This is a genomic window from Anaerostipes faecis (assembly GCF_910574135.1).
In the GTDB taxonomy this organism is placed as follows: domain Bacteria; phylum Bacillota; class Clostridia; order Lachnospirales; family Lachnospiraceae; genus Anaerostipes; species Anaerostipes hominis.
Genome location: NZ_CAJSYK010000033.1, coordinates 1 through 26,297, shown reverse-complemented (window position 1 = coordinate 26,297; position 26,297 = coordinate 1). Strand labels below are relative to the sequence as shown.

The following is a 26,297-nucleotide window of genomic DNA, read 5'->3' as shown; positions in this document are numbered from 1 at the left end:
GGGCAATCTCAAAAGAAAAGCTGAAACAGGCAGGGCTTGTGAGTTGCTACGATTATTACATGGAACGTCATGCTTTGAAGTTATGTTGAACCGCCGTATGCCGAACGGCATGTACGGTGGTGTGAGAGGGGAGATTTAATCTCCCCTACTCGATTACCATTCCTACTACTTCCTATAGCAAAGATGTGAGGGGTTATGAGCGGAAACGTGAACATCTTCCGACATATAAGAACTTCTAAAGAGATAATCGAAAATCTATCAAACTATTAATATGAACCTTAGACAGAAAATTATATCAAAAGTCTCTCTATGATTTTTAATTCATAGGAAAGTTCTACGACCTTCCCTATGAAATAAAAACGCTCCGCGGGTTGTGCACAGATGCGTAAGGAAATTATTTGCCTGCGGCAAATTGCATCTGGCACGCAAAGTTGTCAAGCCCCTCAAAGAGTGAGGGGTTGGGGCGTTGAAGTGGGCTTGCCCACTTTGTTCTTTTTTCTTAAGAAAGACCTTGTCACGCTAACGCGTGAAAGACTTTCCTAAAAAATAAAAGAAGCTATCCAACGATAGTGATATAAAACTCATATATAATTATGCACAATAAATTGACAGAAATGATATATAAATTATACAAGATAGCAAGAAATGATTGACTGATATACCGATATACCGGTATACTAATTATATCAAAAGTACAGGTTCATTTTAGTTTTTTAAAGAGAAGGAGGTAACTGTAATGTATTTATTTTTATCACACAAATTAGATCCGGAAGGATTGGCGTGGCCGGGGGAGCCGGTTATTAAGGTGGAGCAGATGACCGATGTATCAGATGACTGTCCATTTTGTTCCTATATAAGCACTTTGCCCAATCATTTCGGAACCCATATGGATGCTCCAAGACACTTTGTTAAAAACGGAATCAGTATAAATGAACTGCCGGTAGAATATTTCTTTCACAAGAAAACCGCACTTTTAGAAATACCAAAGAGCGATGCCCAGGGAATCACCAAAGAGGATCTGGAACCTTTTGCGGATGTTTTATCACAAGTATCTTTTGCTCTGATCCGTACAGGATTTGAACAGTATAAGTTTACAGAGCCGGAGAGATACCAAAAGGAAGGGCCATATATCGCGCCAAGTGCAGGAATTTACCTTTCAGAAAATTTTCCGGACTTAAAAGGAATCGGAATGGATTTTCTGGCCATCGGATCGCCGTCTGATAAAGTGCCGGAAGGAGAACTTCCTCCGGATTGCCACAGAAATATCTTGGGATTCTATACAGGAAAATTTGTGACAGGAATAGAAGACATGCATCTCTCAGAAATTCCAAAGGATGCAAAAATACTTAATTTTATCAATGCGCCACTGAGGATTGAAGGTCTGGATTCTAGTCAGGTTGTATGTATGGCAGAGATTGAAGAGAAATGACAGGAGACAGAAAAATGACAAAAGTAGGATTTATAGGTCTTGGGATCATGGGACTCCCAATGGCCATTAATTTAAAAAATGCACACGTAGAGCTGATGGTAAATGATCTGAATCATCAGGCAGTAAAACAGATGACAGACCTTGGAGCTTTGGAAGGAACAAAGGCACAGATTGGAAAGGAATGCGGCATTATTTTTATGATCCTTCCAAATGGAATGATTGTAAAGGACTCTCTTTTCGGGAAAGAGGGGATCGCATCCACGGTCAGGGAAGGAACGGTCATATGTGATATGAGTTCTGTGACCCCTGTCCAGTCGAAAGAATGTTATGAAGAATTGGAAAAACTGGGAGTCAGTTTTGTGGATGCGCCTGTCAGCGGCGGGGAACCAGGAGCTGTTTCAGGAACTCTTGCCATCATGGCGGGAGGCGATCAGGACGCTTTTGACCGACTGATTCCGTATTTTGAGATTATGGGATCTTCGGCACTGCTGATCGGCGGAAGCGGAAGCGGCAGCATTACAAAGCTTGCCAATCAGGTGATTGTAAATATGAATATTGCTGCCGTTTCGGAAGCTTTTGTCCTTGCATCAAAGGCCGGCGCAGATCCGTCCAAAGTTTATAAGGCGATCAGAGGCGGACTGGCCGGAAGTGCTGTCTTAGATGCAAAGATGCCGATGATCCTTGAAAGAAATTTTAAGCCGGGAGGGAAGATTTCTATTAATCACAAGGATATTAAAAACGTGGTTGAGACAGCCCATGAAATCGACGTGCCGGTGCCTTTTACCAGCCAGCTTTTTGAGGTTTTTCAGGCACTGAAGGTATCGGGACATATGAATGACGATCATGCAGGGATTGTCCAGTATTTTGAGAAACTTGCACAGACAGAAGTAAAAAGTACAACAGAGAATACTGAGAGGTGATGGATTATGGCTGAATATATGACGATAGAAGTTTTAAAGCAGTACAGTCCTGTTGACGAAAGAAAGATCGGCCGGCTGCTGAACGAAGAGATTAATAAAAGTCAGATAAAGTTTGTTGTTTTGGATGATGACCCTACCGGGATACAGACTGTTCATGATATTTCGGTATTTACAGACTGGTCAAAAGCCAGTATGAGAAAAGGGTTTATCGAAGAAAACAGACTGTTTTACATATTAACCAATTCCAGGTCCATGACACCGAAACAGACAAGACAGGTGCATGAAGAAATTGCCCGGACAGTGGAAGAAATCTCCCGGGAATTGAATCAGAAATATGTGTTGATCAGCAGGAGTGATTCTACACTAAGGGGGCATTATCCTTTAGAGACAAATACTTTAAAGCAAGTCATGGAAAAACAGGGCGATCATCCTGTTGACGGGGAAATTCTGTGTTTCTTTTTTAAAGAAGGCGGAAGATACACCATTGATAACGTCCATTATGTAAAAGATAATGAAATGCTGGTGCCGGCCGGAGAGACGGAATTTTCCAAAGATAAAACATTCGGATACAAGAGTTCAGATCTGAGAGAGTATGTGGAAGAAAAAAATGAAGGGGTGTTTAAGGGAGAAGATACCATCTGCATTTCTCTTGAAATGCTCAGAAACTGTGACTATGCACAAATCGAGCAAAAGCTGATGACTGTTGAAAATTTCAATAAGGTGATTGTCAATGCAGTGGATTATTGTGACCTTAAAGTATTCTGTACTGCGCTCTACCGGACAATGGAGAAAGGAAAGACATTTTTATTCCGGTCGGCCGCATCCCTGGTAAAGGTAATCGGAGGGGTAACAGACAGGGAACTTTTGACTAAAAATGAAATGATAACTGCGGACACAAACAATGGGGGAATTGTGGTGGTAGGCTCTCATACCAATAAGACAACAGCCCAGTTAAAGGAACTTCTGACATTAGACGAAGTAACTGGAATTGAGTTTAATTCAGATCTGGTACTGAAGGGAGATCAGGTTTTTGAGGATGAGATCAGCCGGGTGGTAAGTCTTAGCGAACAGATCATAGCATCCGGGAAGACTGCCGTATGTTATACAAAACGCAGACTGCTGACAGTTGACAATGACAGCAAAACGGAAGCTCTGCTCCGGTCTGTAAAAATTTCACAGGGGGTTCAGGCTCTGGTGGGAAGACTGAAAATTGTTCCTGCCTTTGTAGTTGCTAAAGGAGGTATTACATCCAGTGATATAGGTACAAAAGCACTTTCAGTGAAAAAAGCAAATGTTATGGGCCAGATCAAACCGGGAATTCCTGTCTGGCAGACAGATGAACAAAGTAAATTTCCGAAAATCCCATATATTATTTTTCCGGGTAATGTAGGAGAGACTTATACGCTGAAAGAGGCTGTTGAGGAATTGATCCGCAGATAAAACGGCGGTTCAGGAAGGAGTGGCAGATGGAACATATGAATCTGTATCTTGCAGAACTGGTTGGAACTGCATTATTTATGGTGTTAGGATTGGGTGTCTGTGCAAATATTTCTTTGAGTAAATCTGGTATGTGCGGAGCCGGAGGTATTGTAGCAGCTCTTGGATGGGGTGTTTCAATGGTGACGGTAGCAGTATGTTTCGGACCTGTATCCGGAGCGCACTGCAATCCGGCAGTGACGGTGGGTTTTTGGGCAGCAGGAAATTTGAGCGGAAGCCTTGTTCCGGGATATATCATCTCACAATGCATCGGGGCATCTATCGGAGCTTTGATCATCTGGCAGCTGTATAAAGATCATCTGGATGAAGAAGAGTGTCCGGGTACCAAGCTGGGTGTATTTACCACAGGTCCGTCAATTCAGAATTCCTGGCGGAATTGTCTGTCGGAGATCATGGCAACCTTTTGTCTCATGTTTGTCCTGCTTTCCCTCGGACATCAAAATCCGGCAAATGGAGTGGCAATGTTCTTTGTATTCTGCGGAGTAGCAGGAGGGGTCATGTCTTTTGGGGGACTGACCGGTTATGCCATTAACCCGGCAAGAGATCTTATGCCCCGTATTATCTATACGCTTGTCCCTATAAAGAATAAAGAAGGATCAAACTGGGGATATGCGTGGGTTCCCATAGCAGGTCCTTTGATCGGAGCATTTCTTGCGGCAATGCTCCATCGAGTGATCTTTTAGTAATCTGTAAATTTACGGACATCCTTTTTTTCAAATGTATTGGAGAAAAGGATGTTTTTTCTTCTATAATAAATTGCAGTGGATGAAAGAATCTGAAAGATATGCTATAGTATTAGATAATTGTTAACAATATGATGAGGCTTTTTAGAAGATGAGGTAGTAGCATGAAAAGTACACAGCTGTTGCAGTCCAAAGCATATGATTATCTGAAGGATCTGATACTGAACGATAAGTTGGAACATGGGGTTATCTATTCCCAGAAAAAAGTGGCGGAAGAACTGGGAATCTCAAAAACTCCTTTGAGGGATGCTGTCTTACGGCTGGAGCAGGAACGCTATATTGACGTCTATCCAAGCAAAGGATTCATGATTCATGAAATGATGGAGGATGATATCAGGGAAACCTATCAAATACGGAATGCCATTGAGACCTTTTGTTTAAAACAGCTGGTCGCAGATTTGGATTCAGCCGAGGCACAAAAATGTCTGATCGATCTGAGAATGAAGATTAAACAGCAGCAGAATTTGATCGATACAAACGGTTCCAGCGAGGAGTTTGCCAGGATTGATTATGAGTTTCATAAAGGTATCGTGGAGTTTCTGGAAAATGATGCAATGCTGCATTTGTATAAAGAATATATGCACCGTATCTTTTGGCAGAATGTTCTTTCTTTTACACGGGAAGGAAGGATGCAGGAGACCATCGGGGAACACAAAGGGATCATGGCTGCCCTTGAACAGCAGAATCATATAGAGCTTGAGGACCTGCTGAACCGTCACTTATCAGTGGCAGAAAATATTAATCTGGAACTGATAAAGGAAAAACCAAAGATGCTGTAGTAGGATATAAACTTAGATAAGATTTAGCACATAGAGGAGATGAGCTATTCTGATTTGGGAGAGCTTGAGAAACAACTTGAGATTTATACTAAATTAATATATAGGCGAGAATGGATTAAAAAATATGCTATACGATAAAGACATTCGCAGTCCTCTCTTTGATTTTTTGGAGGAGTGCTATCATAAGATCAGAATAATAGAAGAAAAACAGATGGGACGATCCAGAGCAGATATTGTCATGGTTACAGAGGATTCTGTTTTTGGTATAGAGATTAAGAGCGATGCGGATACTTATACCCGGCTGAGCAGACAGATCAGAGACTATGACCGGTTTTTCGACTATAATTATGTGGTCGCAGGCACCAGACATGCACTGCATATAGAAGAAAAGGTACCGGAATGGTGGGGAATCATTACGGTAGAAGAGGCAGGAGATCAAGTGGATTTCTATCTGCTCCGGAGTCCGGTCGAAAATCCGAAACTCGTGTGGAAAGATAAAATGAAATTACTTTGGAGGCCGGAATTGGCTCATATACAGGAATTAAATCAGCTTCCGAAGTACAAACAAAAGAGCAAGAGATTCGTTATTGATAAAATCATAGAGAGGGTTCCTCAGGATATATTGAAGACCCAAATCAGTGATGAATTGTTTGAGCGGGACTATCACGCAATCGAAGATACTATCCGCCTATATAAATCTGGGAAAATTTGATAGGGGTAAAAGGACTTGCATATTATTTTTTTCAGGATTATAATGACTTCAATGTATCATCAGCAGTCCAGAAATTAATAGCGGATAATTTGGTCTCTTTATGTTTTCGGACATAAGGAGACTTTTTAGTCCATTATGAAAGTTATGAAAACCTCTCGACGGAATAAAAAAATACCCTGTGAGACTGTATAAAAATCAGAAAGGAAGTATAACATATGAGTTACTACAGTGTAAATTTACCCAGATATACAATTGGAGAAGGCTGTTATCGGGAAATTCCGGAGAAGGCCCGGTTTCTTGGAAAGACAGCAGTTGTCATCGGAGGAAAGACGGCAATGTCAAAAGCAAAAGAGAAGCTTTTGGAGGGGGTGAAGGATTCTGACGTGCAGATTTTGGACTTTATCTGGTACGGCGGAGATTCTACATACGAAAACGGAAATGTTCTGATGGAGCAGGATGTGGTGAGGCAGGCAGATATGATTTTTGCCGTTGGAGGAGGGCGTGCCTGTGATACAGGTAAATATCTGGCTAATGAACTGGACAAACCGCTGTTTTGTTTTCCTACGGTTGCATCCAACTGTGCGGCAGTGACAGCGATTTCAGTGATCTATCATCCGGATGGTTCTTTTCGCGAATACTACTATCCCAAAGCAGCGGACCATACATTTATTGAATCATCAATTATAGCCGATTCTCCGGAACAGCTCCTCTGGGCAGGGATCGGGGATGCCCTGAGCAAGGAGTGTGAGGCAGTGTTTGCGTCCCGGGAGGATGAGTTATCTCATACGCCTATGATGGGAGTCCAGCTGAGCCGCATTTGTACAGCCCCGTTGATTGACTATGGGAAAAAGGCACTGGAAGATTTAAGGGAGAAAAGAGTCTCCTATGAACTGGAACAGGTGACTCTGGATATCATCATCAGTACAGGACTTGTTTCCAATATGGTCAGCAGTGCGCCTGATTATTACTATAATTCAAGCCTGGCACATTGCGTATATTATGGGTCAACGGTCACGAAAGGAGGACACCGTCATCTTCATGGGGAGGTAGTAGCCTTAGGAGTTCTGTGTCTGCTCACATTTGCGACAGAGTTTGAAGAACGTGATAAAATTGCAAAATTCAATCTGAGTATGGGACTTCCGGTCTGTTTTGATGATATCGAAGTGTCTGAGCACGAATTTGATGCAATGGCCGATAAGGCTCTTACAACGACAGAATGGGAGTTCCGTCCAAAGAAAAGCGGAGTGACGAAAGAAAGTTTTATTCAGTGCATGAAAGAAACAAATTTTTACGGAAGAGAATTGAAAGAAAGTCTTATATCATAAGCTTATCGCGCAGAGTGCGCTTAACTGAAATAAATTATCTCTGTAAAACTTAGGAGTAAAGAAAATGATTGAGATGAATCAAGATGAGTTTGATGCTCTGACAGAATACATTCAGAATAAATATGGGATGAAGCTTTCCAACAAAAGAAATTTGATTCAATGCAGAATTCAGCATGAGCTGGAGCGGCTGCAGCTGGAGAGTTTTTTGGAGTATGTAAAAGCAGTACAGAAAGATCCGGAGACAGAACAGAATTTAATTGATCTTACGGCCACCAATTATACATATTTCATGAGAGAAAGCGGGCAGTTTGAGTATCTTGAGCATGAAATATTACAGAGATTAAGAGGTAAAGAAAACGTATTTCGCATATGGAGTGCAGGCTGTGCCACCGGTGAGGAATGCTACACTATTGCCATCACGGCGGAGGAATGCCGAAGACGGGGATGGAAACTTCCCAAAATCGAGATTACCGGGACAGATATTGCAAAACACGAACTCACCCAGGGTGAGGAAGGAAAATATCTGCCCAGGCAGCTTATAAAAGTTCCGGTGGACTGGAGGATGAGATATTTTAAGAAGGATGGAACTGCCTATGCAGTCATTCAGCTGATCAAGGATATGGTGCGGTTCCGTTATCACAACCTGGCAGAGCAGCAGTGGCCGGATGAGCAGTATGATGTGATTTTCTGCCGAAATGTGATGGTGTATATGGACATTCAGAAGAAAAATGAAATTTTGCAGGGTCTGTACCAGTCTTTAAAACCGGGAGGATATTTATTTCTCGGGAATGGAGAAATTATCAGGCCGGGGCATGGGAAGTGGGAGTTTTTAGGACATTCTGTTTATCAAAAGAAGTAACACGGACAGTCTCAGGGTTTTTAACCTGGGGCTGTTTTTCGTTTTTCTGATAAAATAAAAACAATTCATCAGGGACATACACAAAGTTATCAAGCCCCTATATTGTGTCCATCGTATTTGCTATAATAGGACTAACAGCTAAATAAGAATATAGAAATGAGTTTATAGATGATGAAGAGATTAGTAATCGGAATTTTAGCCCATGTGGATGCAGGAAAGACAACCCTGTCGGAAGGTCTGCTCTATGAGAGCGGCAGCATCCGGAGCATGGGACGGGTTGATAATAAAGATGCGTTCCTGGATACACATGAGATTGAGAGAAACCGCGGGATTACCATATTTTCAAAGCAGGCAGTTCTCCGGTTCGGAGAAATGGAAATCACACTCCTGGATACGCCGGGGCATGTGGATTTTTCTGCCGAGATGGAACGGACTCTGCAGGTTCTTGATTATGCGGTTCTTGTGATCAGCGGCGCCGACGGAGTCCAGGGACACACGCAAACGTTGTGGCGCTTATTGGAGAAATACAAAATTCCAACCTTTTTATTTATTAATAAGATGGATCAGCCGGGGACTGACAAAGAACAGCTTTTGACAGAATTAAAAAATCGGCTGGATGAGGGATGTGTTGATTTCAGCCGGGAATGCGGTGAGGATTTTTATGAAGATATCGCAGTTTGTGACGAAGGACTGCTCAACTCATACTTAGACAGCGGAATGATCGGCAGTGAAGATATTTCAGAAATCATTGCGGAGAGAAGGGTATTTCCCTGCTATTTCGGGTCCGCATTGAAAGCAGACGGAGTCCGGGAATTTTTGCAGGGAATCGGGACTTATACCCGTCCGGTGGATTATTCCGAAGAATTCGGGGCAAAGGTGTTCAAAATCTCCAGGGATGAACAGGGCAGCCGCCTGACTCATTTAAAGGTCACAGGAGGTGTTCTGAAAGTAAGGTCGGCGCTGATACAAAAACCGAAAGAGGAAAAGGTCAATCAGATCAGAATTTATTCCGGAGAAAAATATCAGACGGCGGAGGAAGCACAGGCAGGAATGATCTGTGCGGTCACAGGGCTTACGGACACCCGTCCGGGAGATGGGTTTGGTACCGAGGATACCGGATATGAGCCGGCTCTGGAACCGGTGCTTACCTATCAGGTCATACTGCCGGAAGGGATGAGTGCAGGAGTGATGCTGCCAAAATTAAGGCAGCTTCAGGAGGAAGAGCCCGAGCTTCATATTTTATGGAATGAGCAGCTTCAGGAGATTCAGGTGCAGATCATGGGAGAAGTTCAGCTGGAAATACTAAAAAGCCTGATTGCCGAACGGTTTGATGCAGAAGTTGAATTCGGAACAGGAAATATTGTTTACAAAGAGACCATCAAAAAAACAGTGGAGGGCGTGGGACATTTTGAACCTCTGAGACATTATGCGGAAGTACATCTTTTAATGGAGCCTTTGGAGCCGGGAAGCGGCCTTCAGTTTGATACTCAGTGCAGCGAGGATATGCTGGATAAGAATTGGCAGCGGCTGATTTTAACTCATTTGCAGGAAAAGGAGCATCCCGGGGTTCTCACCGGCTCTGCAATAACTGATATGAAAATTACGCTGGCAGCAGGGAGGGCTCATTTGAAGCATACCGAGGGCGGTGATTTCCGGCAGGCTACTTACCGGGCGGTGCGGCAGGGTCTGAAACAGGCGGAGTCTGTCCTTTTGGAGCCGTACTATGAGTTCCGTATGGAAGTGCCTCAGCAGATGGTGGGACGGGCTATGTCGGATATTGAGCGGATGTACGGGGAGTTTGAGAACCCTCAGACAGAGGGAGAGATGTCAGTTCTGACCGGAAGTGCCCCGGTCTCAGAGATGAGCGGCTATCAGAAAGAAGTCATAGCCTACACGAAGGGGAGGGGACGTCTTTTTTGTGCCCTTAATGGTTATAGGCCCTGTTACAATGCAGAGGAAGTGATCGAAAAGAGCGGCTACGATTCTGAGCGGGATACAGAAAATCCGACGGGCTCTGTCTTCTGTTCACATGGGGCAGGATTTACGGTGAGCTGGGACAAAGTCAAGGACTATATGCATGTGGAATGCCAGCTTGCGGCAGAGGAAAAAGAGCCGGAAGAAGAGGACGCGGTGCGCCGTTCCTATACGGAAGAGGAATGGATTGACACGGAGGAGATCGACCGGATTCTGGAACAGACTTATTTTGCGAACCGAAAGAAAAAGACCGGATGGGTCAAAAAGAAACTGGAGAGGACGATGGAAGATTATAAGAGTTCGGCTTCCAGGGCCTCAGTGAAGAAAAAGCCGGGTGAAAAATATCTGCTGGTGGACGGCTATAATATTATCTTTGCATGGGAAGATTTAAGAGAACTGGCAGAGGTAAATATTGATGCGGCCAGAGGGAAGCTGCTGGACATCATGAGCAATTATCAGGGCATCAGGAAATGCCAGCTGATCGTTGTTTTTGATGCCTATCGGGTTGTGGGTCATGATACGGAAATATTGGATTACCAGAACATTCATGTGGTCTATACAAAAGAGGCGGAGACTGCGGATCAGTATATCGAGAAGTTCGCGCACGAACATGGGCGGAAATATGATGTTACGGTGGCAACCTCCGACGGCATGGAACAGATCATTATACGGGGACAGGGATGTGCACTGCTCTCTGCCAGGGAACTGCTTGAGGAAGTGAAGCTTGCTGACCGGACAATCAGGGAAGAGTTTTTGGAAAGGCAGCAGAAGGACCGCAGTTATTTGCTGGATTCCATGTCTGAGGAGGAGCGGAAAAAGATCAGAGATTTAGAATAAGCCAAAAGTAAGGAGGAGAGCAAATGCAGCTGGGAATTACGATTCCGTTACAAAAGCATCTGAAGGTGAAACAGCCGCCGTATGGGGAGCCCATCGACTTGTTTTTTTGCTGGGAACTGCATGTTATACGTTTTATGGGGAAAAAGGCATTGGCTATGGTCAATGCAAACAATCGGTTTTTTGTGGTGCTCGTGGGAATGAAAGCAGCGGACTGGAAAGTGCTGCCCGAAAGGGCAGAAGAAGCCATAGAGGCCGGTCTGCGCAGTGAAGGATATACAGAAGAGCAGATCAATGATTACTTTAACCTGGCTGGAGCGCCAAAGATCACAAAGACTCACGGGCGGAAGCCTGTGGCGGGGCTTAATAAGGCAATAGAATGCATGGAATATACAGATGAGCCTTGGAACATGGATAAGATGTATCAGGAGCACATATGCCGCTGGGTGAACCGCGATATTTGCTCGCCGGCCGGTTTTGAGACGTATGATCATCCGTGTGCATTATTAGAGGAGGATATGAAACGGGTTGGAATTGTTAGGAAAGGCACAGGACATTGATGCTTGGGAGACAGGATAAGGCAGGAATTGTATGCTGTTCCAACGGACTTGCAGACTCGGCCCGGTCTGCCGTGATGATGCTGGGAAATGCCTTGGAGCAGCTGGGGTTCATACCCGTTTTCAGCCGGTATCTTTATGCCGGTTCCTCAGTATTTGACAGAACAGGGAGGCAGCGTGCCGGGGAACTTATGGAGTTTTACCGGAATCCCGAGATCAAGGCACTTTTTGATATTTCGGGAGGAGATCTGGCCAATGAAGTTCTGACGCATTTAGACTTTCAAGTCATAAGGGAACATTTACAACAATGGAGGCCTGGGGATGTCTCCCGAGGATGGAAGAGCTTGTGAAGAAGATGTCCGGTCCGGGAGTTTCCATTGCAAAGACGGAGGAAATCGGCCATGGGACAGATTCAAAATGTCTGATCATCGGGAAGAAATATAGATTCAGCTCATAAACTCTTGACAGGCTAGTGTTTACTATCCTATACTGATGATAACGGAAGCTAGTAAATACTAGTCAAACATGGCGTGTCAAAGGAGAGTAAGAGTATGCAGGATTTTCGGTTGGAGAAGTATTTAAGTGACGGGGTTGAACGTATCCTCCGCGGTATTTTGAGAGTTTCTGATCCAAGGGGAAGCCTTTTTATGCTGAAATTTATGGCGGCGGAAAAAAGAGCCCGAAGATTAAGAGAAATTGCAGAAGAAAAGGGCGGGCATATTCCGCCGTTTTTAATTGCAAGTATTACGAGTCAATGCAATCTTCACTGTAAAGGATGTTATGCCAGGGCCAACGGAGCCTGTGCCGAAGGTCTGCATGAGGGCGAACTCTCCGGTGCACAGTGGGATGATATTTTTGATCAGGCAGAAAAACTTGGCATAAGTTTTATATTGCTGGCCGGAGGGGAACCTTTGATGCGCAGGGATGTGGTAGAATTTGCGGGCAGACATAAAAAGGTAATCTTTCCGGTGTTTACGAACGGGACTATGATGCAGGAAGATTGTCTTAAATTGTTTTCGGACAACAGAAATCTTTTTCCGGTGCTGAGTGTAGAAGGCGGCGAGGAACAGACGGATGCCAGAAGAGGCAGCGGAGTCTATCAAAAGCTCAGACAGGCCATGGGAAGTTTAAAAAAACGGAACCTTTTATTCGGCGCATCGGTTACGGTGACAAGGGAAAATCTTTTTGAGGTCACGTCGGAAGAATTCCTCGGTGAACTTGGAAGAAACGGCTGTAAGGCAGTCGTCTATGTGGAATATGTACCTGCTGACGGGAAGACAGAGTATTTAGCTCCGGGTGAAGAAGAGAGAGAAGCGTTGGGAAAAAGGCTCCGAAAGCTCAGAGAGGACCAGGAGGATATGGTGTTCATATCATTTCCGGGAGATGAAAAGGCTTCAGGAGGATGTCTGGCGGCCGGCAGGGGATTTTTCCATATCAATGCATCCGGCGGCGCAGAGCCCTGTCCGTTTTCTCCCTATTCAGATACAAGTTTGGTACATACAAGCCTTAAAGAGGCATTGCAGTCTCCTCTGTTTTTGAGACTGCAGGAAAGCGGAAGCCTTGAGGAATTTCATACTGGAGGCTGTGCCCTGTTTGAACAGGAACAGCTGGTAAAAGATTTATTACAGGGAGAAGGATAATGAATACAAAAGAACGAATTGTGGAAGAAGCGCTCACGTTATTTTCTGAATATGGATATCAGGGGACCAGTGTGAAAAACATTGCGGATGCCGTAGGCATAAAAGACAGTTCCTTATACAAGCATTTCAAAAGCAAGAAGGAAATATTTGATACGATCGTTAAGGAGATGTCGGTTCGGATGGAACGGATGTCAAAGGAGTACGGCCTGCCCGATGAACACGATATGGAAAAAGCCGCAGAGCTTTATGGAAGTATCAGTGAGGAAGGGATTCTTGCGCTCAGCGAAAAGATCTTCCTGTTTTATCTGAAAGACGAATTTGCGTCTAAGTTCCGCAGGATGCTCGTGATTGAGCAGTACCGGGACAGAGAGGTGTTTGAAGTGTACCGGGGACTTTTTATGGATGCGGCTGTGTCCTATCAGACAGAATTGTTTGCGGAGATGACTGCCAGGGGCGTTTTCCATGGCAAAGACCCAAAAGCCATGGCAGTTAACTTTTATGCCCCGATCTTTTTCCTGCTGAACCGGTATGATCAGCAACCGGACAAGGAAAAAGAGGCACTGGAAGCATTGAGAAAACAGGTAATGGAATTTTCGAGGCTGTATAAATAGACAGAGCTTATATTATGAAAGGGGGAAACATGAAATTAATAATTCACGATCTGAACGAAGAAGAAGTCAAAAATTTATTTTCTGAACCGGATGAAGATGTGGTCTTGATAGGAAATAAAGGGGAAATCCGTAATTGTATCGGCTGTTTCGGATGCTGGATCAGGACTCCGGGCAAATGTATTATAAGAGACCGGTATGGTGACATGGGAGAGCTGCTTGCCCGGTGTGAGGAGGCTGAGATTATCAGCCGGTGCTGTTACGGAGGCTACAGTCCTTTTGTGAAAAATGTGCTGGATAGGAGTATCTCTTATCTGCATCCGTATTTTGAGATTAAGAATGGCGAAATGCACCACAGGCAGAGATACGAGAAAATATTAAAATTAAAAGTGGGATTTTACGGAGAGTGTATATCAGAAGATGAGAAGCGGACCGCAGAGGAGCTTGTTAAGGCCAACGCAGTCAATTTGTATGCACAGGTGGAAGGAATACGGTTTGTGAAAACACCGGATGAGTTAGGAGGAAGGTAACATGAAGATCGTATGTATCAACGGAAGTCCCAAGCCTTCTGGAAGCAGTTCCGGAGTGATTTTAAAGGAATTAAAAAATTTGCTGAAGGGGTTGGATATCAAAGAGATCTCCGTGCGAAAGCCGGAATTAACTGAAGAAATGAAAGCAGCAGTCATGGACAGTGAGTGTCTTGTATTTGCGTTTCCTCTTTATGTGGACAGTATACCTTCTCATCTGACGGCTGTGCTGCGGCAAATGGAAAAATTATTTCAGGAAACTGAGGCTGACAGGATGGTCTATGCGATTGTAAACTGTGGATTTTACGAGGGGCATCAAAATCATATCGCCCTGAAGATCATGAGGTGCTGGTGCAGAAGAGCGGGGCTTTCCTGGGGGCAGGGCCTTGGCATCGGCGGGGGCGGCATGATTCCCATGCTCTCTGATATACCGGAAGGAAAAGGCATTAAGAAAGATTTCTACGCTGTACTGAAAGAAATGGCGGACAGTATCAGCACTGGAGGGAAAGCCGAAGACCGGTTTATTTCTCCTGGGATACCGAGAATCATGTATAAGCTGGCAGGGCAGATGGGATGGAGAAAGCAGATCAAAGAAAACGGACTGCCGGCAAAGGAGCTGTCCAGAAGGATTTATGAATAAATATTTTACGGGGGAAGAGATCATGAGAAGAAAAGACAGGGAAATTACAGATCCCGCGAAGATCAGAGCAATTATTTCGGCGTGTAACTGCTGCAGACTGGGATTCGTGGATGGAGAAAGTGTTTATATTGTGCCTTTAAGCTTTGGATACTGTGAGCATAACGGAAAGAGGACTTTTTATTTTCACGGGGCAGATGAGGGCAGAAAAATTGAACTGATCTCTAAAAATCCCTGTGCAGGGTTTGAACTTGATACAAATTATAAGTTAAATGAGAGTACAAAAGCCTGCGGCTATTCCGCCGGATTCCAGAGTGTTATAGGAACCGGCAGAGTAACGTCTGTAAAAGATACGGACGAAAAAAGAAAGGCACTCGTGTCTTTGATGCATCAAAATACCGGAAAGAAAGATTGGGAGTTTTCAGAGGAAATGTTTGAGGCAGTTTCTGTGTTTAAGCTGGAAGTTACTGAGCTGTCCTGCAAGGAGCATTTATAAAAACAAAATACAAAAATGTAAATAAATTCTAAATAATAAAGATTAGTATACCAAGCCGGTGGAAATTGTTATATAATAGCAGTATTCATGGAAACCAGATAATTATGGAGAAGGTATATGGACACTTTAGAATATTTAACAAAAGAGGTACAAAAGTTCTGTGAGGACAGAGACTGGGATCAGTTTCACGGGCCAAAGGATCTGGCTATCGGGCTGTCAACCGAATCCAATGAGCTTCTGGACCTGTTCCGGTTCAAATCAGATAAACAGATGCGGGAGATGATGGATCAGGATACAGCAAGGGAACGCATATCAGAAGAACTTGCAGACGTATTTTTCTTCCTTCTCCGCTTCTCACAGATGTATGGCTTTGATTTGAAAGATGATCTCCTTACTAAAATTGAGAAAAATGAAGAGAAGTATCCTGTGGATAAAATAAAAGGAAAGAATTTAAAGTATACGGAGTTAGGCTGTGAAGAATAAATTACGGATTCAGGACAAAGAATTTCATGAGAACTCTTATGGAACCGACAGGCATCTTGAAAACTGGCCTCTGATTTATATTCTGGAAAATGAGAAACAGGCTTATGTAGGTCAGTCAAACAGAGCCATAAGAAGGATGGCCGAACATAAAAGTGTAAAAGAAAAAAGGCCGTTCCGAAAAATTCATTTTATTTATTCTGAGGAATTCAATCAATCTGTCACTCTGGATTATGAATCAAAATTAATTCAGCTGATGGCAGCTGATGAGCATTATATTTTGACGAATGGAAATGACGGGATTGCTGACAACAATTATTATAACAAGGCATACTATGATGAATACTTTCCCGAAGTCTGGGAGGAATTAAGAAAGAAAAAAATAGCCGTTCATACTATTGATGAAATCGTTAATTCCGATTTATTTAAGTACTCGCCATATAAGGAATTAAACGAAGGACAGAGAACTGCGGTGGAAGAGATTCTTGAGAGTATTGAACTGGATGAAAAAAAGCCAATTCTTGTGAATGGCATGCCGGGGAGCGGGAAAACGATTGTTGCGGTGTTTTTACTGAAATCTCTGAAGGATAAAGCGGAGTACAGGGGAAAACAGATCGGGCTTGTGATTCCGCAGACGTCACTCAGAAGGACACTGAAGAACTTGTTTAAGCACATTCATGGCCTGAGTGCCGGGGATGTTATCGGCCCGTCCGATACAGTGAAAAAGAAATATGATATCTTGCTTGTGGATGAAGCCCATCGTCTTCATCAGCGCAAGAATATTCCTAATATGAGAGCACACGATGCCAATAACAAAAGGCTTGGGCTTCCAAAAGACGGTACTGAACTGGACTGGGTCCTGGAGCAGACAGACTGTCCGATCTTATTTTATGATCAAAAGCAGGTTATCGGTCCGTCAGGAATCGGTCATGATCTGATGGTTGAAAAAATATTTAAGAAGTTTGAAAAAAGAATGGCAGCATATTATACTTTATATTCTCAGATGAGAGTACAGGGAGGAAATGATTATATTGATTATGTATCATCATTACTTAACTGCCGGACGGAAGAAAAAAAGACCTTTGACTCATATGAGTTTCATATTGTTGACCAATTTCAAAGCTTTCAGGAATTGCTTTTAGAAAAAGAAGAATCGGACGGACTTTCCAGAATGGTGGCAGGATATGCATGGCCATGGGTCAGCAAAAAAGATAAATCAAAGAAAGATATCTGTATTGAAGGGATTTACCGAAGATGGAACAGCCGAACAGAAAATTGGGTGCACAGCAATACTGCTTTGGATGAAGTAGGATGTATACATTCGATTCAGGGATATGATCTGAACTATGCTTTTGTAATCTTAGGCAATGATATTTCTTATGATAATGACCTGAAGAAAATAGTAATTAAAAAGGATTCTTATTTTGACCGGAACGGAAAAGCAACAGCCACGGAAAAGGAACTGGCTGAGTATATTAAAAATATTTATTATGTACTTCTGACGAGAGGAATCAAAGGGACATTTTTATATGTTTGTGACAATGCTTTGAAGGAGTATTTATCAGGATATATTGATATAATATAAATAGAGTTAAAAATGACTACATAATGAAAGGGTACATATGGAGAATGCACGTGGATTACTGAAACAATATTTCGGATATGATGATTTCAGGAAAGGCCAGAAGCCTTTGATTGATGCGGTTTTAGATGGGCGGGACGTTTTGGGTATCATGCCTACGGGCGCCGGGAAGTCTCTCTGCTTTCAGATTCCTGCTCTGATGATGCCCGGAATCACTTTGGTAGTCTCTCCGCTGATTTCTCTGATGAAGGATCAGGTGGGAGCGTTGAATCAGGCCGGGATACATGCAGCTTTTCTGAACAGTTCATTGAGCATGGGACAGTATAGAAAAGCCCTGGATCTGGCACGGGAAGGCAGATATAAGATCATTTACGTGGCTCCTGAACGGCTGGAGACAGAGGGATTTCTGCAGTTTGCCCTTTCTCCGGGTGTGAATATTTCCTTTTTGGCTGTGGATGAAGCGCACTGCGTGTCTCAGTGGGGACAGGATTTCCGCCCCAGCTATTTGAAAATTCTCTCTTTTTTGGAGAAGCTGCCGAGGCGTCCAGTTTTAGGGGCGTATACCGCTACGGCCACTGTGGAGGTAAAGGAGGACGTCCTGAATATCCTGAATCTGAGAGACCCGCTGGCCGTGACGACAGGATTTGACCGGGCGAATTTATTCTTTGGTGTCAAGAAACCGAGAGACAAATACCGGGAGCTGGAATCTTATTTAAGGGAGAAAGAAAAGAAAATGCCGGGAAGCAGCGGTATTGTGTACTGCCTTTCCAGAAAAAGTGTGGAAGAAGTGTGTTATCAGCTCAGGGAAGCCGGATATTCGGTGACCAGATATCATGCGGGTCTTTCGGATACGGAACGGCGGCAGAATCAGGATGATTTCATTTATGACCGGAGGCGGATCATGGTGGCAACGAATGCTTTCGGCATGGGAATCGACAAACCGGATGTCCGGTTTGTCGTTCACTATAATATGCCGAAAAATATGGAGAGTTATTATCAGGAAGCCGGAAGAGCGGGAAGAGACGGGGAACCGGCAGAATGTTTCCTGTACTTTGGAGCCGCCGACCAGAGGACCAACCGTTTTTTGATCGAACACGGAGAGGATAATCAGGAACTGGACGAGGAGACCCGCAGGATCGTTATGGAGAAAGATTTGGAACGGCTGAAACAGATGACTTTCTACTGTGCGTCCAGCGGCTGCCTGAGGCATTATATCCTTAAATACTTCGGAGAAGACAGCAGCACGGAATGCCAGAACTGCAGTAATTGTTTAGAAGAATTTGAACTTTCGGATGTGACAGAGCAGGCAGCGACGGTTGTCAGATGTATCGAAAGCTGTCAGAGAAGTTTCGGGGTCAATCTGATCGCGGATGTCTTGAGAGGGGCAGATAATCAAAAGATCCGTCAGAGAGGTCTCGAGGCTAACCCGGAATATAAGGCATTGTCCGGAATGACAGTTCCGAGACTGAAACAGCTGATCAATGAGATGATAATGCAGGGATTTCTGAATCTGAGCAATGACGACTATCCGGTGGTAGAATTGACAGACCGGTCCGGGGATCTTTTGGACGGTGAAAAGTTTGTCATCAAGGTTCCTAAGAAGGAAGAAAAACAGGAGCCGAAAGCACGGAAGAAAAAGGCCGGAGCCGCTTCCGCCCTGGAGGAAAAAGATCTGGGGCTGTTCGAGGAACTCAGAAAGCTTCGTATGGAGATCGCAAAGGAGGAAAAGATACCGCCGTATATGGTATTTTCGGATAAGACGCTGGCAGGCATGAGTGAGGTAAGACCGCAGACTCTGGATGAGATGCTTAATATCAGCGGAGTGGGAGAGTTTAAGCTTGGGAAATACGGGGAACGGTTTCTTCAACAAATTCAAGCCGGAAAGATAGGGGTGACTACATAATTGAGTTAATTTTTAAAACATATTAATTAATATTTTAGAGTCAATAAACAGTAATCAAGATATTGATGACTTTATTACTGCTACGGAAGGTGAAATAGGTTCTGTTAACCAAAAGATAAAGTGATTTCAAGTTCATTATTAAGTAAAGGAGACTGGTTATGGCAGTCAGAAAGATTCGTACCGGAAATGATCCGATTTTGAAGAAGAAGTGTAAGACAGTACCTGAGGTGGATGACAAGGCAAGGCAGCAGCTTGAAGATCTGATGGATACTCTGCACAGTGCAGAGAACGGGGCGGCACTGGCTGCAAACCAGGCTGGTATTCTCAGGAGAATGATCGTCATAGACTATGAAGGGTATTATTTAAAACTGGCAAACCCTGTGATCGTTGAGAGCAGCGGGTCACAGGAGTGTGTGGAAGGCTGTTTAAGTTTTCCAAACCGTTTCGGTAAAACCATACGTCCGGCCAGAGTGACGGTAGAAGCGCTGGATGAACACGGACATGAAGTGAGTTTTACGGTGGAAGGTGAGATGGCAAAGTGTTTCTGCCATGAGATCGACCACTTGGAAGGAGAGGTATTCATAGATAAAGTATATGAATACGTAGGAATCGATGAGTAAAGAAAAGGTCATCGTATTGTTCGGTGATTCTCTCACCGACTATTTTCCAATGGAACTGTTTCAGGATGTGGAGGCGCTGGTTTATAACAGAGGCCAAGCCGGCAGTACAGTGCCGGAGATGGCTGCAAGGGCGGAAACGGAAGTGGTTTTGCTGGACCCGGATCTGGTTTTGCTGCAGGGAGGAGCCAATGATTATCTGCTCCCTTTTTACCGGGGCGCGGAGACGGTGGCTGGACAGATTTTGGGAACGGCGGAGCGAATCCTTAAGAAACTTCCGCAGACAAGGATTTATATTGAATCACTGTATCCTATGTATACAAGAAAGACCGGAAATGCAATACCGTTCTGGTCAGAAGGAAAGTCAAATGAAGAGATACAAGAGGTCAATTCACAGATTGAAAAGCTGTGCAGGAAAACAGGTATTCCATATGTGGATGTTTACCGGGGGCTGATCGGGGAGGATGGAGAACTTCCGTTTTCTTATACGGTGGACGGTGTTCATCTCAGCAGAGAGGGATATGAACAGGTGTGGAAAGTATTGTCCCGGGTGTTGACAGCGGAAAAATTTCTGAGATAGAATTGTGGATAAAAATGTGTCTGAGACGGAAAAGGAGAAAGAGATGGGAGAAAAAAGGCTTTCAGACAGTGCGGCAGAGGAAATTCTTGCAATGATCACGGTTGAGAAACGGTTTTTGCCCGGTGATAAACTGCCCAATGAAAATGAACTCTCACAGGAGATGGAGATCAGCAGGACGACACTGCGGGAAGCGGTCCGGGCCTTGGTCGCCAACGGGATTCTGGAGATTCAAAGGGGCCGGGGGACATTTGTGAAACAGGATATTGACACGGATGATGTGAAGCTGCTCACGCCTCTGAAAGATGTTAAGGTAAATGTAAGAGAACTCTATGAGATGAGGCTGATCTTTGAACCGGAGGCTGCCTACTATGCGGCGCTTAGGGCAAGTGATAAAGAACTTGACCGTATTCTCGCATTTGGACGCCGGGTGGAAGAGAAGGTCCGCAGGGAGGAAGACCGGACAAAAGATGAGCAGATGTTCCACAGGTCCATTGCAAAGGCAACCCACAATGAATTTATGAATCAGCTGATGCCCGTGATCTATCAGGGGATCGGAGAGGGAGTCACGCTGTCCAGACAGAAAGAGATGGCGGTACAGGATACCTTAAAGGATCATCAGCTGATCATGGAGTTTCTGGAAGCCAGAAATGCGGAGGGGGCCAGGAGCGCTATGAGAATTCATATCCTGCATGCTATGAAGGAATTAAATATAGAAAATTTGTAGTTTGAATTTATACAGGCAAAAGAAACGGCAGGTGATGATCTGCCGTTTCTTTTATAACTGATGTTTATGGATACGTTTTTGTGCAATTTCATGGACCTCGTCATCTTCCCGTGCGCCGATTACAATAATCAGCATATCATCGTCACACCGGATGAGTTGGTATACGATACGCAGGCCCACGCCACGGAGTTTGATTTTTAAGAAGCCGGAAAGATTGTTGTTATTTTTATATATAGTATGTATATATTGACATAAGACATCGTATGAATTATAATACAACAAACAAGAGGTATGATGTCTTATATGAAAAGGAGGTTATCATGATGAGAAGTGACCGCATAAAACAGGGTGAGAAGGCAGCCCCGCAGCGTTCTCTGCTGTATGCTCTGGGTTTTACGGAAGAAGAAATGGAGAGACCGCTGATTGGTATTGTCAGCTCAAAAAACGAGATTGTGCCGGGACACCGGAATCTGGATAAAATTGAGGAGGCAGTAAAGCAGGGGGTGGCCCTGGCGGGCGGAGTGCCTGTTGTATTTCCGGCTATCACCGTGTGCGACGGCATTGCCATGGGACATGAGGGAATGAAATATTCTCTGGTAACCAGAGAACTGATCGCCGACTCCACAGAAGCTATGGCTGAGGCCCATCCATTCGACGGGCTTGTTATGATACCGAACTGTGATAAAAATGTGCCGGGACTTTTAATGGCGGCGGCAAGGCTTAATATTCCGTCCATCTTTGTAAGCGGCGGTCCGATGCTGGCAGGGACCATGAATAAAAAGAGGATCAGCTATTCCACTGTATCTGAAGCAGTGAGCAGACATCAGACAGGTGAGATCACAGGAGAGGAACTTAGGGTATATGAACAAAAGGCATGCCCCACCTGTGGTTCCTGTTCCGGGATGTTTACAGCAAACAGCATGAACTGTCTGACCGAAGTGCTGGGTATAGGGCTGCCGGGAAATGGAACGATACCGGCTGTTTACTCTGAGAGGATCAGGCTGGCAAAGAGAGCAGGCATGCAGATTATGGAGCTGGTGAAGAATAGGATCAGGCCATCGGATCTTATGACAGAGAAAGCATTTGAAAATGCCCTGGCAGTGGATATGGCTTTGGGATGCAGCACAAACAGCATGCTTCACCTCCCTGCCATTGCTCATGAGTGCGGAATCCGAATGGACTTAACCATTGCTAATGCTGTTTCGGAAAAAGTACCGAATCTGTGTCATCTGGCACCGGCCGGAGAGACCTATGTTGAAGATCTGAACGAAGCCGGGGGCATTCCTGCGGTTATGCATGAGCTGAATAAATTGGGATTGATCCATACAGATCTGCCTACATGTACTTTAAAGACAGTAGCTGAGAATATCAAAGGAAAAGAAATCAGGGATAAGACAGTTATCCGGCCGGCAGAGGAGCCTTACAGCAGGACCGGCGGAATTGCTGTGCTGAAGGGAAATCTGGCGCCGGAAGGATGTGTGGTGAAACGGTCTGCGGTGGCAGAAGAGATGCTCAGCCACAGAGGAAGGGCAAGAGTCTTTGACGGTGAGGAAGCAGCCCTCGAAGCAATCTATGCCGGCAGGATCGAATCCGGAGATGTGGTGGTCATCCGTTATGAGGGCCCAAAAGGGGGACCGGGCATGCGGGAGATGCTGAATCCTACATCTGCTATCATGGGCAGCGGTCTGGGAGACAGCGTGGCACTGATCACGGACGGCAGATTCTCAGGCGCCACAAGAGGAGCGGCCATCGGCCATGTTTCGCCGGAGGCGGCCGTAGGAGGACCCATCGCCCTGGTGGAAGACGGGGACCTTATTGAAATTAATATCCCCGATCATAAAATCCGGCTGCTGGTGGATGAAAATGAGATCAAAAACAGAAAAAGCAGGTGGATGCCAAGACAGCAGAAATTAAAAAACGGATACCTGAAAAGGTATGCCAGGAGTGTCACATCAGGCAGCACAGGTGCCATTTTAGAGTGATGATATTTGTAAAATAAAAAGATGACAGAGGATGAAGTGATTGAACAGTGCGCCGGGGCAGATATATTCATTGTACAGTATGAAAGCGCTGCCGGAGCTTAAATATGTCGTGAGATAGCAATTCATTGTCATGTGGATATATAAAATGGGACCGAACGTTTGATGCGTGCGGCCCCATTGTTTTAGATTTCAAAGGTTTCCAATCCCTCAAACTGCATTTTGTAATATTTTGCGTATATTCCGTCCTGTTTTAACAGCTCTCTGTGGGAACCGCGTTCCTGGATGGTATGGTCATCTATGACGAGGATCTCATCGGCATGTTTAATCGTAGAAAGCCGGTGGGCGATGGTGATCGTCGTCCTGTTTTTGGACAGCTCTTCCAGACTTTTTTGAATGTGGCGTTCACTTTCATTATCTAATGCACTTGTTGCCTCATCGAGAATCAGGATTGGAGGATTCTTTAAAAACACACGGGCAATAGAGATCCGCTGTTTCTGCCCGCCGGAAAGCCGGGTACCCCGCTCTCCCACAAAGGTGTCATAACCGTCGGGGAGTTCCGTAATAAAGCCGTGGATGTTAGCTTTTTTGGCTGCCTCGATGATCTCCTCCATAGAGGCCTCCGGTTTTCCGTATGCAATATTATCCCGGACGGTCCCTCCGAACAGGTAAACGTCCTGCTGGACGATGCCGATGGAATTTCTCAGGCTCTGAAGAGTCATTCTTCGTATATCCTGGCCTCCGATGGAAACGGTGCCACCGCTTACGTTATAAAACCTTGGGAGAAGGGAACAGATCGTAGTTTTTCCTCCTCCGGACGGTCCCACCAGGGCCACGGACTTTCCCGACTCAATCTCAAATGAAACATGGTCCAGAACCACTTCGTTGTCTTCATAGCAAAAGCTGACATCCTTATAGGCGATATTGCCGTCCGGATCGGCGATAGGTTCTGCGCCCGGCAGATCGACGATCTCAGGCTCTGTCTCAATAATATCCAGAAAACGCCGGAAACCGGACAGTCCTTTCTGCATCATTTCAGTGAGCTCTACGAGGATCTGGATCGGGCTGATAAAAATACCGATGTACAGGGCATACATTGCCAGATCTCCGGGAGTCATCTGACCGGCGGCGATGAAGCAGCCTCCCGCCACGAGAGTTACCAGATACATGATACCCTGAAAGAACGTATTGCCGCCCTGGAAGGTTCCCATGGCTTTGTAGTTATCCCGCTTGGACATGAGGAAGCCTTCATTCCCCTGATGAAACTTTTCCCGTTCAATATCTTCATTGGCAAAGGACTGTACGATCCTGATGCCGGCCAGAGAATCCTGAAGGGTTGCGTTGATGTTACCGATCTTTTTCCGGTTATCCAGGAAGGTGGCCTGCATCCGTTTATTCTGGCGGGCCGAAAAGAGGATCATCATCAGCACTACCGCAGACAGGATCAATGCCAGTTTCCACTGGATGATAAAAAGAAAAATAAACGATCCGATGATCTTTACCACGGAGATGAACAGGTTTTCCGGACCGTGGTGCGCAAATTCGGAAATATCAAATAAGTCGGACACTAAGCGGCTCATCATCTGTCCTGTGTTGTTCTGGTCATAATAGGAAAATGAGAGATTTTCATAGTGTTCAAACAGTTCCCTGCGCATATCCCTTTCCATCTGGGCACCCATGATATGCCCCTGGCAGCTTACATAATACTTGCATAATGCCTGGAGGATATAGAAGATCAGCAGAATTCCTCCGATAACAAAGATATTTTTAAGGATCACGGAAGATTCCTTTAAAAACAGTGTATTTGTAAGGGTTCGGAGTATCTGCGGGTATGCCAGATCTACGATGCTGATGAAGGCCGCGCAGAGCAGATCAAAAAAGAAAACAGCCTTGTAAGGACCGTAATATTTGATGAATTTTTTATAAGTATCCATAATATAAGACTCCATTCTCATAGTAAATATCAGTGATAGTAAAGATTCTAACACAGGACAGAAAGCATGTAAACAGAGGAATGTAAAATATGCTTGACATTAAATGTAAAGCAAACTATACTAATATTGTAAAGCAAACTATACAAAAAAGGGTGTGCATATGAAAACAAGAATTCAGGAATTGAGAAAGATTCAAAAGGTGACACAGATGGAGCTGGCCGAATCCGTAGGGGTGACCCGGCAGACCATTATCTCTCTGGAAAACGGCAGGTACAAAGCCTCGCTGGTGCTGGCCCACAAGATTGCGCAGTTTTTTGGAGTAACGATCGAGGATATTTTTATATTTGATCAGGAGGAGGAAAACTTATGTTAGGATTATTTTGTGCAGGCAATGCCAGGAATGATAAAGAATATGGGAAGGCAGGCAGTTTTTGGGAGGTTAAGATCAATGAACATATGATATCGACGTATGCAGGAGTGGGGTCAGGAATCATGACAGCAGCCGTGGTCCTTTGGATACGGTTTCAGCTCATATTGAAAAATCCGGAAAAGCTGAAAGAAATGCGGCTCAGCAATACCGACGAGAGAAATCAGGAGATTGGAAAGAAGGCATACAGATTTGCCTCCACCGGACTGATCATGGCACTTTATCTCATCTGTCTGATCGGAGGTCTGTGGTATCCGGTCTTGATCAGTGTCGTAGGAATACTTATGTGGATCTTCCTGCTCACTTATGTAATCTCTTATAAAGTGTTTGAAAGAAAAATGTAAAAAAAGAAATATCCGGGAACAGCTGATTTGCTGCCATCCCGGATGTTTTTTATTTCATAGGATTAGGGTGTCAAAAGACACATTAATAAATATCTGATTTTGTTTGTACCTTGAAAATTTAACACGAATTGGTTTGAGAATATTAAATTTAGAACAATCAACAGAAGGTGAGCTTGATGTTTTGAGTATT

27 protein-coding genes are annotated in these 26,297 nt (G+C 44.5%); 26 read left to right on the top strand and 1 reads right to left on the bottom strand.

The genetic code is table 11. From position 1 onward, the window contains the following. Nucleotides 1–736: 736 nt before the first annotated feature. The 24 genes from QGT46_RS15465 (at nt 737) to ilvD (ending at nt 23,405) form a co-directional block, all read left to right on the top strand. A complete protein-coding gene (locus tag QGT46_RS15465) occupies nt 737–1,429 on the top strand; it encodes a cyclase family protein (RefSeq protein ID WP_148460242.1) in 693 nt (230 codons plus the stop codon). A 14-nt stretch (nt 1,430–1,443) separates the two neighbouring features. Then, nucleotides 1,444–2,349, top strand: coding sequence for a 2-hydroxy-3-oxopropionate reductase (gene garR / locus QGT46_RS15460; RefSeq protein ID WP_301591496.1), 906 nt, complete (start codon nt 1,444–1,446; stop codon nt 2,347–2,349). Between the two features lie 6 nt (nt 2,350–2,355). After that, a complete protein-coding gene (locus QGT46_RS15455; protein WP_148460240.1) occupies nt 2,356–3,789 on the top strand; it encodes a four-carbon acid sugar kinase family protein in 1,434 nt (477 codons plus the stop codon). A 26-nt stretch (nt 3,790–3,815) separates the two neighbouring features. After that, on the top strand, nt 3,816–4,529 hold the full coding sequence (locus tag QGT46_RS15450) for an MIP/aquaporin family protein (RefSeq protein WP_148460239.1): 714 nt from the start codon (nt 3,816–3,818) through the stop codon (nt 4,527–4,529). A 164-nt stretch (nt 4,530–4,693) separates the two neighbouring features. After that, entirely contained in the window at nt 4,694–5,368 is a 675-nt protein-coding gene (locus tag QGT46_RS15445; RefSeq protein WP_024728793.1) for a GntR family transcriptional regulator, read from the top strand. A gap of 124 nt (nt 5,369–5,492) precedes the next feature. Next, nucleotides 5,493–6,080 (top strand): sce7726 family protein, encoded by a 588-nt coding sequence (locus QGT46_RS15440; RefSeq protein ID WP_148460238.1) that lies wholly within the window; start codon nt 5,493–5,495, stop codon nt 6,078–6,080. Between the two features lie 215 nt (nt 6,081–6,295). Next, nucleotides 6,296–7,405 carry an iron-containing alcohol dehydrogenase family protein gene (locus tag QGT46_RS15435; protein ID WP_148460237.1) on the top strand — a complete coding sequence of 370 codons (1,110 nt, stop codon included), beginning with the start codon at nt 6,296–6,298 and terminating at the stop codon, nt 7,403–7,405. A gap of 64 nt (nt 7,406–7,469) precedes the next feature. Then, nucleotides 7,470–8,264: a CheR family methyltransferase gene (locus QGT46_RS15430; protein ID WP_148460236.1), complete on the top strand. Its 795-nt coding sequence runs from the start codon at nt 7,470–7,472 to the stop codon at nt 8,262–8,264. A 171-nt stretch (nt 8,265–8,435) separates the two neighbouring features. After that, a complete protein-coding gene (locus tag QGT46_RS15425) occupies nt 8,436–11,075 on the top strand; it encodes a translation factor GTPase family protein (RefSeq protein ID WP_148460244.1) in 2,640 nt (879 codons plus the stop codon). 23 nt (nt 11,076–11,098) lie between these two features. Then, nucleotides 11,099–11,632 carry a DUF6933 domain-containing protein gene (locus QGT46_RS15420; protein WP_148460235.1) on the top strand — a complete coding sequence of 178 codons (534 nt, stop codon included), beginning with the start codon at nt 11,099–11,101 and terminating at the stop codon, nt 11,630–11,632. Continuing rightward, nucleotides 11,632–11,979, top strand: a complete 348-nt coding sequence (locus tag QGT46_RS15415; protein WP_024728788.1) for an LD-carboxypeptidase — start codon at nt 11,632–11,634, stop codon at nt 11,977–11,979. Before QGT46_RS15420 ends, QGT46_RS15415 begins: the two co-directional genes overlap by 1 nt. Then, complete coding sequence (locus QGT46_RS15410; RefSeq protein WP_301591489.1) at nt 11,964–12,086, top strand: hypothetical protein; 123 nt, start codon at nt 11,964–11,966, stop codon at nt 12,084–12,086. Before QGT46_RS15415 ends, QGT46_RS15410 begins: the two co-directional genes overlap by 16 nt. A 94-nt stretch (nt 12,087–12,180) precedes the next feature. Continuing rightward, nucleotides 12,181–13,269 (top strand): radical SAM/SPASM domain-containing protein, encoded by a 1,089-nt coding sequence (locus QGT46_RS15405; RefSeq protein WP_148460234.1) that lies wholly within the window; start codon nt 12,181–12,183, stop codon nt 13,267–13,269. Then, a complete protein-coding gene (locus tag QGT46_RS15400; protein WP_024728786.1) occupies nt 13,269–13,880 on the top strand; it encodes a TetR/AcrR family transcriptional regulator in 612 nt (203 codons plus the stop codon). The genes QGT46_RS15405 and QGT46_RS15400 overlap by 1 nt, the downstream gene beginning before the upstream one ends. Before the next feature lie 29 nt (nt 13,881–13,909). Further along, entirely contained in the window at nt 13,910–14,407 is a 498-nt protein-coding gene (locus tag QGT46_RS15395) for a flavodoxin family protein (protein ID WP_301591487.1), read from the top strand. A 1-nt stretch (nt 14,408) separates the two neighbouring features. Next, nucleotides 14,409–15,044: an NAD(P)H-dependent oxidoreductase gene (locus QGT46_RS15390; RefSeq protein ID WP_148460232.1), complete on the top strand. Its 636-nt coding sequence runs from the start codon at nt 14,409–14,411 to the stop codon at nt 15,042–15,044. Further along, entirely contained in the window at nt 15,037–15,537 is a 501-nt protein-coding gene (locus QGT46_RS15385; RefSeq protein WP_330655916.1) for a pyridoxamine 5'-phosphate oxidase family protein, read from the top strand. Before QGT46_RS15390 ends, QGT46_RS15385 begins: the two co-directional genes overlap by 8 nt. A gap of 117 nt (nt 15,538–15,654) precedes the next feature. After that, nucleotides 15,655–16,020: a nucleotide pyrophosphohydrolase gene (locus tag QGT46_RS15380; RefSeq protein ID WP_148460231.1), complete on the top strand. Its 366-nt coding sequence runs from the start codon at nt 15,655–15,657 to the stop codon at nt 16,018–16,020. Continuing rightward, entirely contained in the window at nt 16,010–17,602 is a 1,593-nt protein-coding gene (locus tag QGT46_RS15375) for a DUF2075 domain-containing protein (protein ID WP_148460230.1), read from the top strand. Before QGT46_RS15380 ends, QGT46_RS15375 begins: the two co-directional genes overlap by 11 nt. A 37-nt stretch (nt 17,603–17,639) precedes the next feature. Then, complete coding sequence (gene recQ / locus QGT46_RS15370) at nt 17,640–19,502, top strand: DNA helicase RecQ (RefSeq protein ID WP_148460229.1); 1,863 nt, start codon at nt 17,640–17,642, stop codon at nt 19,500–19,502. A gap of 158 nt (nt 19,503–19,660) precedes the next feature. Then, a complete protein-coding gene (def, locus tag QGT46_RS15365) occupies nt 19,661–20,122 on the top strand; it encodes a peptide deformylase (protein ID WP_148460228.1) in 462 nt (153 codons plus the stop codon). Continuing rightward, entirely contained in the window at nt 20,115–20,699 is a 585-nt protein-coding gene (locus QGT46_RS15360) for a GDSL-type esterase/lipase family protein (protein WP_148460227.1), read from the top strand. Before def ends, QGT46_RS15360 begins: the two co-directional genes overlap by 8 nt. Nucleotides 20,700–20,742: 43 nt before the next feature. Beyond that, nucleotides 20,743–21,423, top strand: a complete 681-nt coding sequence (locus QGT46_RS15355) for a FadR/GntR family transcriptional regulator (RefSeq protein WP_024728779.1) — start codon at nt 20,743–20,745, stop codon at nt 21,421–21,423. Nucleotides 21,424–21,746: 323 nt separating this feature from the next. After that, the gene (ilvD, locus tag QGT46_RS15350) at nt 21,747–23,405 is read left to right on the top strand and encodes a dihydroxy-acid dehydratase (RefSeq protein WP_301591499.1); all 1,659 of its coding nucleotides are present in this window, start codon (nt 21,747–21,749) and stop codon (nt 23,403–23,405) included. A gap of 182 nt (nt 23,406–23,587) precedes the next feature. Here ilvD and QGT46_RS15345 read toward each other — a convergent pair whose 3' ends face one another. Next, nucleotides 23,588–25,336, bottom strand: coding sequence for an ABC transporter ATP-binding protein (locus QGT46_RS15345; RefSeq protein WP_148460225.1), 1,749 nt, complete (start codon nt 25,334–25,336; stop codon nt 23,588–23,590). A gap of 160 nt (nt 25,337–25,496) precedes the next feature. Between QGT46_RS15345 and QGT46_RS15340 the strand changes: the two genes are divergently transcribed. Further along, nucleotides 25,497–25,709 (top strand): helix-turn-helix transcriptional regulator, encoded by a 213-nt coding sequence (locus QGT46_RS15340; RefSeq protein WP_148460224.1) that lies wholly within the window; start codon nt 25,497–25,499, stop codon nt 25,707–25,709. After that, nucleotides 25,703–26,107: a hypothetical protein gene (locus tag QGT46_RS15335; RefSeq protein WP_148460223.1), complete on the top strand. Its 405-nt coding sequence runs from the start codon at nt 25,703–25,705 to the stop codon at nt 26,105–26,107. The genes QGT46_RS15340 and QGT46_RS15335 overlap by 7 nt, the downstream gene beginning before the upstream one ends. Nucleotides 26,108–26,297 lie beyond the last annotated feature (190 nt).

Coding starts and splice junctions, on each gene's coding strand:
- QGT46_RS15465 (WP_148460242.1), top strand. CDS start 737: ATGTATTTATTTTTATCACACAAATTAGATCCGGAAGGATTGGCGTGG.
- garR (WP_301591496.1), top strand. CDS start 1,444: ATGACAAAAGTAGGATTTATAGGTCTTGGGATCATGGGACTCCCAATG.
- QGT46_RS15455 (WP_148460240.1), top strand. CDS start 2,356: ATGGCTGAATATATGACGATAGAAGTTTTAAAGCAGTACAGTCCTGTT.
- QGT46_RS15450 (WP_148460239.1), top strand. CDS start 3,816: ATGGAACATATGAATCTGTATCTTGCAGAACTGGTTGGAACTGCATTA.
- QGT46_RS15445 (WP_024728793.1), top strand. CDS start 4,694: ATGAAAAGTACACAGCTGTTGCAGTCCAAAGCATATGATTATCTGAAG.
- QGT46_RS15440 (WP_148460238.1), top strand. CDS start 5,493: ATGCTATACGATAAAGACATTCGCAGTCCTCTCTTTGATTTTTTGGAG.
- QGT46_RS15435 (WP_148460237.1), top strand. CDS start 6,296: ATGAGTTACTACAGTGTAAATTTACCCAGATATACAATTGGAGAAGGC.
- QGT46_RS15430 (WP_148460236.1), top strand. CDS start 7,470: ATGATTGAGATGAATCAAGATGAGTTTGATGCTCTGACAGAATACATT.
- QGT46_RS15425 (WP_148460244.1), top strand. CDS start 8,436: ATGAAGAGATTAGTAATCGGAATTTTAGCCCATGTGGATGCAGGAAAG.
- QGT46_RS15420 (WP_148460235.1), top strand. CDS start 11,099: ATGCAGCTGGGAATTACGATTCCGTTACAAAAGCATCTGAAGGTGAAA.
- QGT46_RS15415 (WP_024728788.1), top strand. CDS start 11,632: ATGCTTGGGAGACAGGATAAGGCAGGAATTGTATGCTGTTCCAACGGA.
- QGT46_RS15410 (WP_301591489.1), top strand. CDS start 11,964: ATGGAAGAGCTTGTGAAGAAGATGTCCGGTCCGGGAGTTTCCATTGCA.
- QGT46_RS15405 (WP_148460234.1), top strand. CDS start 12,181: ATGCAGGATTTTCGGTTGGAGAAGTATTTAAGTGACGGGGTTGAACGT.
- QGT46_RS15400 (WP_024728786.1), top strand. CDS start 13,269: ATGAATACAAAAGAACGAATTGTGGAAGAAGCGCTCACGTTATTTTCT.
- QGT46_RS15395 (WP_301591487.1), top strand. CDS start 13,910: ATGAAATTAATAATTCACGATCTGAACGAAGAAGAAGTCAAAAATTTA.
- QGT46_RS15390 (WP_148460232.1), top strand. CDS start 14,409: ATGAAGATCGTATGTATCAACGGAAGTCCCAAGCCTTCTGGAAGCAGT.
- QGT46_RS15385 (WP_330655916.1), top strand. CDS start 15,037: ATGAATAAATATTTTACGGGGGAAGAGATCATGAGAAGAAAAGACAGG.
- QGT46_RS15380 (WP_148460231.1), top strand. CDS start 15,655: ATGGACACTTTAGAATATTTAACAAAAGAGGTACAAAAGTTCTGTGAG.
- recQ (WP_148460229.1), top strand. CDS start 17,640: ATGGAGAATGCACGTGGATTACTGAAACAATATTTCGGATATGATGAT.
- def (WP_148460228.1), top strand. CDS start 19,661: ATGGCAGTCAGAAAGATTCGTACCGGAAATGATCCGATTTTGAAGAAG.
- QGT46_RS15360 (WP_148460227.1), top strand. CDS start 20,115: ATGAGTAAAGAAAAGGTCATCGTATTGTTCGGTGATTCTCTCACCGAC.
- QGT46_RS15355 (WP_024728779.1), top strand. CDS start 20,743: ATGGGAGAAAAAAGGCTTTCAGACAGTGCGGCAGAGGAAATTCTTGCA.
- ilvD (WP_301591499.1), top strand. CDS start 21,747: ATGAGAAGTGACCGCATAAAACAGGGTGAGAAGGCAGCCCCGCAGCGT.
- QGT46_RS15345 (WP_148460225.1), bottom strand. CDS start 25,336: ATGGATACTTATAAAAAATTCATCAAATATTACGGTCCTTACAAGGCT.
- QGT46_RS15340 (WP_148460224.1), top strand. CDS start 25,497: ATGAAAACAAGAATTCAGGAATTGAGAAAGATTCAAAAGGTGACACAG.
- QGT46_RS15335 (WP_148460223.1), top strand. CDS start 25,703: ATGTTAGGATTATTTTGTGCAGGCAATGCCAGGAATGATAAAGAATAT.